The sequence below is a fragment of the Micromonospora sp. SYSU B005 genome, from assembly GCF_055362685.1.
This window is the reverse complement of record NZ_JAXCFU010000003.1, coordinates 508,045-520,166: the sequence shown is the minus strand read 5'-3', so window position 1 is coordinate 520,166 and position 12,122 is coordinate 508,045. Positions and strand designations below refer to the sequence as shown.

General features: G+C 71.0%; 9 protein-coding genes. 3 read left to right on the top strand and 6 right to left on the bottom strand.

Annotated features, from left to right (window positions below):
* Window positions 1–131: 131 nt before the first annotated feature.
* Complete coding sequence (locus SM452_RS11550; protein ID WP_262012045.1) at window positions 132–347, top strand: hypothetical protein; 216 nt, start codon at window positions 132–134, stop codon at window positions 345–347.
* Window positions 348–469: 122 nt separating this feature from the next.
* On the opposite strand, the gene SM452_RS11545 is transcribed toward SM452_RS11550, so the two are convergent.
* The 4 genes from SM452_RS11545 to SM452_RS11530 form a co-directional block, all read right to left on the bottom strand.
* Window positions 470–2,209, bottom strand: a complete 1,740-nt coding sequence (locus tag SM452_RS11545) for a PQQ-dependent sugar dehydrogenase (RefSeq protein ID WP_355512128.1) — start codon at window positions 2,207–2,209, stop codon at window positions 470–472.
* Window positions 2,210–2,236: 27 nt separating this feature from the next.
* On the bottom strand, window positions 2,237–3,304 hold the full coding sequence (locus SM452_RS11540) for an SMP-30/gluconolactonase/LRE family protein (RefSeq protein ID WP_355512126.1): 1,068 nt from the start codon (window positions 3,302–3,304) through the stop codon (window positions 2,237–2,239).
* Between the two features lie 313 nt (window positions 3,305–3,617).
* The gene (wrbA, locus tag SM452_RS11535; protein ID WP_463839891.1) at window positions 3,618–4,259 is read right to left on the bottom strand and encodes an NAD(P)H:quinone oxidoreductase; all 642 of its coding nucleotides are present in this window, start codon (window positions 4,257–4,259) and stop codon (window positions 3,618–3,620) included.
* Window positions 4,260–4,307: 48 nt separating this feature from the next.
* On the bottom strand, window positions 4,308–7,571 hold the full coding sequence (locus tag SM452_RS11530) for an AfsR/SARP family transcriptional regulator (protein WP_463839890.1): 3,264 nt from the start codon (window positions 7,569–7,571) through the stop codon (window positions 4,308–4,310).
* 237 nt (window positions 7,572–7,808) lie between these two features.
* On the opposite strand from SM452_RS11530, the gene SM452_RS11525 reads away from it, so the two are divergent.
* Window positions 7,809–8,972 carry an MFS transporter gene (locus SM452_RS11525; RefSeq protein WP_463839889.1) on the top strand — a complete coding sequence of 388 codons (1,164 nt, stop codon included), beginning with the start codon at window positions 7,809–7,811 and terminating at the stop codon, window positions 8,970–8,972.
* A 78-nt stretch (window positions 8,973–9,050) separates the two neighbouring features.
* Here the strand turns inward: SM452_RS11525 and SM452_RS11520 are convergent, their stop codons facing one another.
* The gene (locus tag SM452_RS11520) at window positions 9,051–10,139 is read right to left on the bottom strand and encodes an epoxide hydrolase family protein (RefSeq protein ID WP_463839888.1); all 1,089 of its coding nucleotides are present in this window, start codon (window positions 10,137–10,139) and stop codon (window positions 9,051–9,053) included.
* Between the two features lie 157 nt (window positions 10,140–10,296).
* Between SM452_RS11520 and ygiD the strand changes: the two genes are divergently transcribed.
* Complete coding sequence (ygiD, locus tag SM452_RS11515) at window positions 10,297–11,142, top strand: 4,5-DOPA-extradiol-dioxygenase (RefSeq protein WP_463839887.1); 846 nt, start codon at window positions 10,297–10,299, stop codon at window positions 11,140–11,142.
* 94 nt (window positions 11,143–11,236) lie between these two features.
* Here ygiD and SM452_RS11510 read toward each other — a convergent pair whose 3' ends face one another.
* The gene (locus tag SM452_RS11510) at window positions 11,237–11,815 is read right to left on the bottom strand and encodes a hypothetical protein (RefSeq protein WP_463839886.1); all 579 of its coding nucleotides are present in this window, start codon (window positions 11,813–11,815) and stop codon (window positions 11,237–11,239) included.
* Window positions 11,816–12,122 lie beyond the last annotated feature (307 nt).

Below are 12,122 nucleotides of genomic sequence, written 5' to 3'. Positions count from 1 at the left end.
CCACCACCAGCCGGATACCTCATGCCTCCGACCTACCGCCCACATCGACCCAGATCACGCAGACACGCCGACGGACGTCAGCCTTTCAACCTCTGTAGCGTCGGGCGCAGTTATCAACAGCCGACAAGGCCATGCGTGGCGGCGCCTGCTGCAGCGCCGACGCCGAGGGGGCGAGCCTGATGGCTCGCGTCGGTCGCTACGGGATCCCGAGGTTCGTGTGGTCCCTGATCTGGCTCGTCGTCTGCATCTTGATCGTCATCCTGTTGGCCCTGGTCATCCACCACTTCGGAGGCGCCTCTCTGTCGCTCAAGCTCGGCCACTTCTACCTGAACATCGGCGTCACCTGACTTGCCATCTCGTCGACACTCCGGCGGTGGTCAGCTGCAGTATTGGCCCGGACCGCTCGGAGGGTGCCCGCGTCGCGCGGGCACCCTCCGACGGCTGGCGGTGCCGGATTCCCGACCCGCCCTCAGCTTGTGGAGCCGGACGCCGCCCCGCCGAGGGTCACCTTGAGGATCTTCTCGTTGCTGTTGTTCGGGGTGCTGTCCTTGTCCCCGCCGGTGCTCGTGGTCAGCCACAGGTTGCCGTCGAGGGTCGGTTCGACGGTGCGCAGCCGGAAGTACGTCCCGACGAAGTACTGCTGGACGTTGGTGAGCGTGTTGCCGCTGATCTCCGCACGGTACATCCGGTTGCCGCGCAGGCAGGCGATGTAGAGCACGTCCCGGACGATCGCGATGCCGCTGCACGAGGCCTCGGCCACCGGGTACGTCCGGATCGGGGCCCGGAAGTTCGGGTTGGCGCAGTCGCCGGAGGTGCCCTCGCAGGCGGGCCAGCCGTAGTTGCCGCCCTTGACGATGATGTTGGTCTCGTCCATGACGTTGTTGCCGAACTCCTGCTCGAAGAGCCGGCCCTGGGAGTCGAAGGCGAGCCCCTGCGGGTTGCGGTGGCCGTAGCTCCACACGTGGTTGCCGAAGGGGTTGTCCGCCGGCACGGTGCCGTCGGGGTTGAGCCGCAGCACCTTGCCGCCCAGGTTGCTGGTGTCCTGGGCCACGTCCGGGTCCTGTCCGTCGCCGGTGGCGGCGTAGAGCTTGCCGTCGGGGCCGAAACGCAGCCGGCCGCCGTTGTGGTACTTGTTGCGCGGGATTCCGGTGACGAGCACCTGCCTGGTGTCGGTTTGCAGCGTGCCGTCGTAGCGGATGCGCACGATCCGGTTGTCGGTCGTGGTGGTGTGGTAGATGTACAGCCAGCGGTCGGTGGTGAAGGTGGCCGAGACCGCCAGCCCGAGCACGCCGCCCTCGCCGCTGGTCCCTGCCACGTTCGGCACGGTGCCGATGCTGCGCTTGTCGGTGCCGTCCGGGTTCATGGCGACGATGTCGAACAGGTCGCGCCGGCCGTAGAGGACAGTGCCGTCGGGCAGTTGCACCAGGCCCCAGGGCAGGTCCTTCTCAGTGGTGATCGTCGTGGCGCCGCAGACCGGGCTCGTGCAGCCCGAGCCGGTGTGCGCGGTGACCGCGGAGCTCGCCCCCGAGACGTTGCCCTGGGCGTCCCGGGCGGTCACGGTGTACCGGTAGTCGGTGTCCGGCGTCAGCCCGGTGTCGGTGAACGTGGTCGCCGGTGGGTTGCCGGCGGTGCCGGTGGTGGAGCCGACCGCCGTACCGTTGCGCAGGATTGTGTAGCCGGTGACCGCGACGTTGTCGGTGGAGGCCGACCAGGTGAGGGTCACGGCCGTGCCGTTCACCGTCGCGGCCAGGTTGGTCGGCGTGCTGGGCGGCGACGTGTCCTGCTGGCAGAACGGCGGGGTGACCGAGAGCGTGGAGCTGGCCTGCGAGACGTTGCCGGCGGCGTCGCGGGCGTTGACGTACCAGCCCCAGGTGACACCCTGCACGACGCTGAGCGTGGCGGTCAGCGTCCGTCCCGAGACCGAGGTGACGAGCTGGCCGTCGTGGTAGATGTCGTAGAAGGCGACGCCGACGTTGTCCCGGGAGGCGTACCAGGCGAGCGTGACGGACTGGCAGGTCAGCCGGGTGCGGCGCAGGCCGGTCGGCCGGGTGGGCGGGCTGGTGTCGGCGGCGAGCAAAGCCGCCGGCCGGCTCCCGGTCGCCGGTGCGGCCGCCGCGGCGTTTGCGGGTACGCCGGTCAGGACGGTGCCGGCGCAGATCAGCAGGGCGAGCGGTACGGGGTGTCGGAGCTGGCGAGGATGAGTCCGCACGGGTGCTTTCCTTCCCAGGGTTCTTGGTCAGTACGGGTAGCCGGGGACGTTGAGTCGCACGCTGTACAGGCCGGAGTCGTTCGTCCGGCCGGAGGTGATGTAGAGGGTCCGCCGGTCGGGCCCGCCGAACGCCACGTTCGTGGTGCCGGTGCCGCCGGAGCGGATCGTGCCGAGCTGCGCGCCGGCGGGCGAGTAGACGTGGATCAGCCCGTCCGAGCCGGAGGCCCAGTACACGTTGCCGGCGCAGTCGACGGTGACGCCGTCGGGACCGCCGAGGTAGTTCACGAAGACGCTGCGGGCGCCGGTGCTGCCGTCGGGCTGGACGACGTACTTGTAGATCTTGTTCTCGGAGTAGGCGCCCACGTAGAGCGTGCTGCCGTCCGGGGAGAGCGCGATGCCGTTGGGTTGCCGCAGCCGGTCGTCCACCAGCGACACCTGGCCGCCGGAGACGCGGAAGACGCTGGTACGTCCGCTCATCTGGTCGGGCCGGTTGCCGCGCTGGAAGCTGGGGTCGGTGAAGTAGACGACGCCGTCGGACCGGACCGTGACGTCGTTGGGTGAGTTGAACGCCCGGCCCTGGTGGTCGGCGGCGACGGTGCTGCGGGTCCGGTCGCTGAGCCGGTATGCGGAGACGCTCCGCTGGTCGTGAGTGGCGGCGATGATCTGCTGGGCGTCGGGGCTGAGCGCCAGGCCGTTGCTGCCGGCGCCGGCGACGAAGGTGTCGAAGGTCGCCGGCGGCGTGAGCCGGCGGATCGTGGAGGGCTGCACGTTGTTCGGCCCGGTGCCCGCGGCCATGTCGGACATCAGCAGGTAGCCGCCGTCGGCGATCCAGACCGGTCCTTCGAGGAACGAGAACCCGCTCTGGATCTTCGTCGCGGACACGGAGTTGGCCGGCAGCGGCGGGCCGTACCCGGTGCCGCCCGGGCAGACCCCGGGGGGCGCGCCGGGTGGGCCGGCGAGCGGGTCGGTGTGAACGTTCACATTAGCGGCGTCCCGAGGTGTCGGGGGTGCGGGTGCGGCGCCGGCGGGGCCTGGTGCGGTGGTGAGCGCCAGGCACAGGCCGGTGAGTGTGGCGATGGTTGGACGCCAGGTCATCGGGTACTCCAATCGGAGTCGGTGAATGCGAGGCCCGTGGGTTGCCTGACCGGCCCCGGCCGCCGACACCTACTATTGGTCATTATCGATGTATGTGTGACGCAGCTTAGGCGAGGAAGCGGCGCCCCGCATCAGTTCCCCACGATCACCTTCGGCGCATGCACGCCTGCACGGAATGGCGAACCTTGACGGCACACCACCGAGTCGGCATCGGCGAAGGTCGCCGGCACCTCGCCGAGCGAAGTTCGACACGACCTGTCGCGTCCACTCACGATTCCGTCCCGGGTGTCGTACTCCTCCCGCCGCCGGGCTCCTACCCGAGCTTGCTGTCCGTGCGGACAGCGGCGAGAGCGGCTGCCATCCGGGTCAGGCGTGCGCCCTGGAACCAGGCCGTCTCGAGGACAGCTCTGGCGTACTCGGGATCCCGGCTGGCGCGGCTCTCCACCTGGCTGACGCCGTACGGGTTTCCGCCGGCGACGTGAGCGGTGTCGTAGTTCAGGTAGCCCGTCGGCAGGATGACCGACCCCCAGTGGTGGAAGGTCTGGTAGAGGCTGAGCAGGGTCGCCTCCTGGCCGCCGTGTTCCTCGTAGGTGGCGGTGAAGCCGGTCGCCGGCTTGTCGGCCAGTTCCTCCGCCTGCCATGGGGCGGTCGTGGTGTCGAGAAACTGGCGCAGCTGGGAACAGATGTTCCCGAAACGGGTCGGCGTGCCGAAGGCGTACCCGTTGGCCCACCGGAGGTCGTCCAGGGTGGCGAGCGGGATGTCGGCAGTGGCGTCGAGGTGGGCTCGCCAGTGCGGCTTGGCATCGATGACGTGCTCCGGCGCCAACTCTGCCACCCGGCGCAGGCGGACCTCCGCGCCGGCGTCCGCAGCGCCGTCGACAAATGCCTGCGCGAGCCGGTGCACGGTGCCGGTGGCGGAGTAGTAGATGACGGCGATCCTGGCATCGGTCTGCATGGTGCCTCCTGGGTCGGCTCGGTTCTCGGTCAACCGTGCCGAGCAGGCTTACCGTTCGCTGACCATCCCCTTACCGACGCCGCTGAACGGCTGTTCGTCGAGGTCGAGCTGTGCGCCGCGGCTCATCTCGGCAGTGAGTTCGTCGCTGCCGAGCGCCTCCCGGAGGCGGACGGTGATGCGCTGGACGTCGTGTTGCTCGCCGGGAGGCAGCGGCGCTCCGGCGGCCTCGCGCAGCGTCCGCGCCGCGGCGAGCAGCCGCGCGGCGGGGCGACTGTCACCGCCGAGGCTGATGGCCCCGGCCAGGCCCTCGAGAGCCAGGGCGACCGCCCGTTGATCCCCGGTGGCGCGCGCCGCGTCGAGCGACTCACGGTGGCGGCGCTCGGCGAGGACAGCATCACCGCGGTGCTCCGCGATGAACCCCAACTCGGCCAGCGCGAGCGCGCAGCCCGGCAGGAAGCCGGCGCGGCGGTTCCAGTCGAGCAGGTTCCGCTGCTGGGTCTCGGCCGCGTCGAGGTCGCCCCGCCGTCGCGCGATCATTGCCAGGCCCGTGCCGGCGAAGGCGACGGCGGAGCGGCTCGACTGTTCCTGGGCCACCTGTAGCGCGCGGTCGTGACTGACGGCGGCCTCGTCGAGGTCGCCCCTCAAGATGGCGAGCCGGCCGATGCATGCCAGCTGCCGGGACACCGACGTCCACAGCCGCAGGTGTTCGGCGATGCGCAGCGCCTCCCGGTAGCGGGTGGCGGCGCGATCGTAGTCGCCGTGGATCTCGGCCAGGGTTCCCAACAGGCTCGTCGGATGCACTTGGCCCCAGCGGTCGCCCAGCTGCTCGAACAGCGCCCGGCTGGTCTCGCAGTCACGCTGCGCCGCGGGCAGGTCGCTGCGGAGTACGAGCGCGAGGTCCGCTCGGATGGCGCAGGCGGCAGCGATGCCCCACCGGTCCCCGCCGGCGCGGAACGCCGCCAGCGCCGCGTCTACCAGGACGGCGGCCTCGCCCGGATCTCCGGAGCCGAGCATCATGGAGGCGAACAACCACTGCGCGAACGCCTTCTCCGGCCCCTCGGTGTCCTGGTAGCTCTCCAGGATCCGCTGCCGGGGAGCGGTCGGATCGCCGTCCCGGGTGGCGAGAGCGGTCAGCCACATCTCCGCATGTCGCCGCAGGCCGTCCGGTGCGACGTCGTCCTCGCTCCTCGGGACGATGTCCAACGCCGTCCGCAGTGACCGGCTCACCTCTCCGAATCGACCCCGGAGCAGCCGGTACCAGGACAACGAGGTGGCGAGCGTCAAGCCCACGCGGGCCTGACCGTCGGTGGCGGCGACGTCAAGTGCCGCCCGGAGGTTTGCGTTCTCGGCGTCGAGCTCACGTAGCGCACGACTCTGATCGTGCCCACGTAGCCGTGCGGCGGCCTGCTCGGCGAGACGGGCGAAACACGTGGCGTAACGGCGACGAGTTGCGGGCAGTTCGGCGGCGCTGTCGAGCTGTTCCAGACCGTAGGCCGCCACTGTCTCCGGCAGCCGAAAGCGTCGCGGACTCTCGCCGTGCCGCACCATGACCAGCGATCGGTCGATCAGGCGTGCCAGCACATCGAGGACCTCGTCCGATGCCACCTGGCCGCCCCCGCACACCTGCTCGGCGGCGGCCAGGGTGGCGCCGTCGGCGAAGACCGCAAGCCGGCGCAGCACCGCGCGTTCGGGAGGCGACAGCAACTCCCAACTCCAGTCGATCACGGCGCGAAGCCCCTGCTGACGCGGGGGCGCGGTGCGCCGGCCGGATGACAGCAGCCGGAAACGATCGTCGAGCCGTGCCGCCAGCTCGCCCGGGTCGAGAACGGCCAGACGGGACGCGGCCAGTTCCAGCGCCAGCGGTACGCCGTCGAGACGCCGGCAGATGACGGCGACCGCGTCCGTGTTCCGCTGATCGACGGTGAACCCTGGCTCGGTGGCGCGGGCGCGGGCTACGAAGAGCCGAACCGCCGGAGCCTCGGCGATCTGCCGCGCGCCGGCTCCGGGCTCCGGCAGGGCCAGCGGCGGCACCGGAAAGACGACTTCGCCGGGGATCCCGAGCGGCTCGCGGCTCGTCGCCAGGATGCGCAGGTCGGCCACGGCGCCGAGAAGCTTCTCGGTCAGTTGAGCGACCGGCACCACCACGTGTTCGCAGTTGTCGAGCAGCAACAGCATTCGCCGACCTCGCAGCGCGGCGACCAGCCGGTCCATCGGCTCGCGCGGTGGTCGATCACCGGGCAGGCCGGGCGGGCTGTCGTCCCGGATCTCGAGAGTCGCCGCCACCATGTCGACGATCTCGGTGCAGGTCGCGTGGTCGCCGCAGTACGGCTGGCCGGCCAGCTCGACGAGCCACACTCCAGCGGGGAACGTGTCACCCAGCGCACGAGCGGCCTCGATCGCCAACCTGCTCTTTCCCACCCCGCCCAGACCGGTCAGCGTCACCAGCCGCGCGTTCGTCAGCCGCTCCCGCACCGCCTCGACGGCCGCGTCGCGCCCGATCAGCCCGCCGTACGGACCAGGCGACAGAGGCGCCGGAAGATTGGTCCGGGCCGGAGTCGACGCCGGTGCCGGCGGCTGGAGGGCGGGATCCTGGCGCAGGATCGCCCCGTGCAGCTCGACCAACTCCCTGCCGGGATCGATGCCGAGTTCGTCGCGCGCCTGCCGACGGAACTGCTCGTAGGCGAACAGCGCCTCATGCTGGCGTCCCGAGCCGTACAGGGCGCGCAGGTGCGCGGCCCGTAGTCGCTCACGCCACGGATGGCGTGCGACCAGGTCGGTCAGTTCCCCGGCGAGCAGGTGGTGCTCACCGAGATCGAGCCGGGCCTCGGCCAGCTCCTCCAGCGCGGTCAGGCGCTGGTCGTTGAGCCGCTCGACCGCCTGGCGGACGAATCGCTCGTCGCCGAAGTCGGCGTACGGGGAACCGCGCCACAGCGACAGGGCCTCCGTCAGCGTCGCCGCCCGCACAGCCGGCTCCCGCTGCGCGCCCGAACGTAGCAACAGAGCGGCGAAGCGACCGGCGTCGACCGATTCCGGCGGCGTCCGCAGCCGGTAGCCGGCTTCACCGGACTCGACCAGCGCACGGCCACCCGCCTCGCCCGCCCCCAGTGCGCGGCGCAACTGCGACACCTTGGTCTGGAGTGCCCCGAGCGCGTTGCCGGGCGCCTCGTCACCCCAGAGATCCTCGATCAGCCGGTCGGCGGTCACCGGGCGCCCCTCGTGAACCAGCAGGTCAGCCAGCAGACCACGCACTTTGAGGCCGGGCACGGCGACAGGTGTGCCGTCCGACGTCCACACCGCGACGTCGCCCAGCACTCCGAACCTCATCGCTTCACACTAGCCAGCCGGCTGTCCCGCCCCGCGAACGTCCGCCGACCGTCGGTCTGCTCACCGGGAAGCGGCGCGGGGTCACCGACGCGTACGTCAGCCGGCCGTCAGCCGGTGGTAAGGAGCCCCGGGCAGGCTGAACCGAGCCGACACCGGAGGAACGACATGGATCAGCTACAGCGGCGCCGAGCCGCTTCCCGCCACAGGCCGCTCGCACCAGGGCGGGTGGCCACACCCTGGCTCGCCCTGCTGGCCGGTCCGCTGTCGTTCGGGATTGCCGCACCGGCACTGCTGCTCGACGACCTGGCGCGCGCAACGCGTAGCGGGGAGCAGGCCGCGACCGCCGGTGTGACCGCCTTCGGCTGGGGGATCGCGTTGGGGACGCCGCTGTTGGCGGCGCTGCTCGCCCGTCGCGGCGTACGAGCGGTCCTGACCGTCGCGTCCGCGCTGGTGGCCGCGGGGACGCTCATCCTCGTGCTGATCCCGAGCGTGCCGGCGATGGTGGCCGGTGCGGCGGTGCAGGGACTGGGGTCTGCCGGCCTCACCGTGACCGCGATGAAACTGGCCGGTTCGGCCCGGCAGATGGGCGTGGTCGCCGCGTCGCTGGCGGTCGTCGGGGCCACCGGTCCGCTGACCGGCGCACTGATTGCCGACCTCTCCTCGTGGCAGGCGGCACTGGCGTTGCCACTGCTGGCGGTGCTCGCCGTGCCCGCGGCTCGCCGCGGCACCACCTCACCGGACGCGGTGCCGACGCCGTTCGACGTCTTCGGGATGACCATCCTGGCCGTGCTGGTCACCGCAGCCGTCCTCATTCCGCACCGGCCGCTGGTGGCCGGCCCGGCCACCGTTGTACTGCTGCCTCTGCTGGTGTTCTGGACCAAGGTCCGTCCGGACGGCTTCGTGCCTGCTGCGGTGGCACGGAACGGCCGGTTCCTCGCGGCGTGCGCGCTGGCCTTCGCGCTGGGAGTGGGGAACTTCGCCCTGCTCTACGCCGCGCCGGACCTGCTGCGACAGCACGCGGGATGGGCAGGCACCCGGAGCGGGATCGTGCTGCTGGCGCCGTACCTGATCGGCGGCATCTGCTCCGGGTTCCTGGTCGCGGCATCCGTGCGGGTGTCACGCCGCGTCGCGGCCGCGACGTTGCTCGTCAGCGGCGTCGCCGCGCTGCTGCTGGCGGCGGTCACCACCGCCGTACCGCTGCTGCTCGCGGCGATGACGCTCGGCTCCTTGGCCGCCGCGACCGGCCAAGGCGTACTCGCCCTGCACGCGGCCGGCGTCGTATCCACCTCCCACCGGGCCGAAGCACTCGGTCTGTTCAACCTCGCCTACCTGCTCAGCGTCGCGATCGGACCAGCGATTGCCGTGACGCTCTCGCACCCAACCACGTGAGGGCCCCGACGCGCAGTTCACCGTCGGCCGCCTCGGCGTCGTGGCCTGCGTGGCGCAGCGTTCGGTTGGGCTTCTGGATCACCGCAGTGCGCTGAAGAAGGCGCGCAGGTCGGTAGCGAGCAGGTCGGGCTCTTCCTGGGCGAGGAAGTGGCCGCCGACGCTGGGCTCGCGCCAGTGGGTGAGGTCGGCGTAGGTGCGTTCGGCGAACGACCGGGGCAGGCCGGCGTCCTCCACGCTCACCGTGATACCGGCGGGCACGGTGACCATCGGCAGATGTGGGGCCAGGCGGTCGTCACGGTAGGGCCGGAAGGACGTGCCGATGCAGTTGGTGACCCAGTACAGCATCACGGTGGTCAGCAGCTCGTCGAAGCCGAACCGGCGGGAGATGTCGCCGCCGCAGTCGCTCCAGCGCTGGTACTTCTCGATGATCCATGCGGCCAGTCCGGACGGTGAGTCGCTCAGCGCGGCCGCGAGGGTGTCGGGCCGTGTCTCCTGGATGATTCCGTAGCCCCAGTCATCCTGGGCCTTCGCGTCGAGCATGGCGATGAACGCCTCCTCGGCCGGGCTGAGGTCGTCCCTGCGGTCCGCCGGCGGGAACTTGATGTGCTGCGAGAAGACCCCGATGACCCGATCTGCGTGGCGGGCGCCGAGCCACGTCGTCACGCCGGACCCGATGTCGCCGCCGTAGGCGCCGAAGCGGTCGTGGCCCAGACGGGTCATCAGCTCGGCCCACACGTCCGCGACGGCCGCCTCGGTCGTCGGGCCCTCGGCGAGCGGTCCGGAGAAGACGAAGCCGGGCAGGCTCGGTATGACGAGGTCGAAGTCTGCGAGCCGGGACACCAGGGGCAGCATCTCCGTGTACGTGCTGGGCCAGCCATGGGTCAGGATCAGCGCCGTGGCGTCGGGCGATGCCGAGCGGACATGAACGAAGTGGACCGGCGTGCCTCGGATCGTGGTGACGAACTGAGGGTGCCGATTGAGGGCACGCTCGACCGCACGCCAGTCGAATCCGTCGAGCCAGTACCGCACCAGATCTGCCAGGTACCCGGGGTCGGTGCCGGCGGCCCACGGCTCTCCCGGTGCGGCCGGCGCGAGCCTCGTCCGCGAGAGCCGAGCACGCAGGTCGTCCAGGACGGCTTCGGGCACATCGATGCGGAAGGGCGTCACCCGATCATGGTCCCATCGTCAGGAGTCACTCGGCAGCCACGATCCGGCAGACTCGACCTCCGATCCGCCGAGGAGCGTGATTCAGGCCGGAACCGCCGCGAAGCGGCACTATCGTGTCCACGTGCCTTCAGACGTACATCCGGCCCTGGATGTCTTGATGCCCGCGGCGTTCCTGGGCCACGGCAACCCGATGAACGCCCTCGAGGTCAACCGGTACACCTCCGCGTGGAGAGCCTTCGGCGCCGCGGTGCCGCGTCCCCGCGCGATCCTGGTGGTCAGCGCCCACTGGTACATCAACGCCACGGCCGTCACCGCGATGCCCCGGCCGAGGACCATCCACGACTTCTACGGGTTTCCGCCGGAGCTGTTCGAGGTGCAGTACCCGGCGCCGGGGCTGCCCGAGCTGGCTGAGGAGGTCAGTGACGTCGTCCATCCGACCTGGGTCGGGGCGGACGTCGACAGCTGGGGCATCGACCACGGCACCTGGTCGGTGCTGCTGCACGCCTTTCCGGGCGCGACGATTCCCGTCGTCCAGCTCAGCATCAACGCCGACAAGCCGATGGACTACCACCTTCAACTCGGCGCCCGGCTCGCTCCACTGCGCCGGCGCGGCGTGCTGATCGTGGCGAGCGGCAATGTCGTGCACAACCTGCGCGGCATGGACTGGGCGCTGACCGACGACGGCTTCGACTGGGCGCGACGCTTCGACGAGGACGCCAAGGCCCGGATGCTGACCGACCCGGGCGAGTACGCGACCCTCGACGCTCACGGGGACTTCCGCCTTGCGGTACCGACACCGGATCACTTCATCCCCGCGTTGTACCTCGCCGGTCTGGCCGCGGCCACGGACACCCCCGACACCGAGGTCCTCGTCGACGGCTACGCCTACGGCTCGCTGTCCATGACGGCCTACACCCTGGGCATGTCCTGTCCACCGGCCGCCGGCCGGGGCGGATCCCCGCAGCCACCGCCCGGCCTGCCGCCGGACGGCTCCAACATCTGAGCAAGCGCCGGCTGGTCGAACGCGGCCATGGCTCAAGGTGCAGTCGCGGTGGGCCGGTCTCCTGGACTGCACGCCGATTGCGGGAGTGGTTCGGTCAATCCTTGGTGGTGGCTCGCTCGGCCGCGGCGCGGTCGCTCGCCACGATGAGGTCGAGCAGTTCCCTGCCCAGCCCGGCCGGGACACGGACGCGACCGCCGCCGGTCGAGATCGCCTGCGGGCATGTCGCGTCACCCAGCATCACTGTGACTTCGCCGAGGCTGATCCCGACCGCACCGGGCTTCTGCAGTGTGCACTCCTCTGCTGCGGGCACGGGGTCGCGCAGCGCGGCGAGGGTTGTCCGGATCTGGTTCAGCGTCTTGGCGTCCGTCGCGACGACCATGCCGTTTGTGGGCGGCGCCTCGGTGGTGGCGTTGGTGATGCGGTCGGGCAACACCAGGCCGCCGGAGGCCGGGGCCGCCGGGCCGTCGGGCCAGGTGACGTGCTTGAGCAGTTGCTCGCGGCCCGTCTCGTCCCCGGAGATGAAGGCCGTCGTCGCCTGAATCTCGTCGTTGAAGGCGCGGTAGGTCCACACGGACGGGATGGCGTACTGGTTGGGCTGAGAGACTTGGATCAGCTGCCCGTCCTTGACGACCAGCCGGTTCGGGCTGACGGCCGCGGCGACGCCCTGCTGCACGACAGCCATCCACGCCTGGCCATCCGACTTGCACCTGAAGGGCCCGGCTCCAGGCGGGACAGACGTCGGTCGCGTGGCCCATGGATCCCACCGTGCGGCGAGGTAGACGGTGTGCGGCTCGGCGGTGCAGGGGTCGAGGGTGGTGACCTCGCTCGTCCGCCAGCCCTCCGGAACGGCGACGGACAGGCCACCCAGGCTCACCGTGGCCCCCGCGGTCTCAGACCCCTTCGGGGGCGCACTCACCTGGGGCAGGGCCACGACGGCCGCGACCGCGGCCGCGACGGCGACGGAGCCGGCAGTTCCCCAG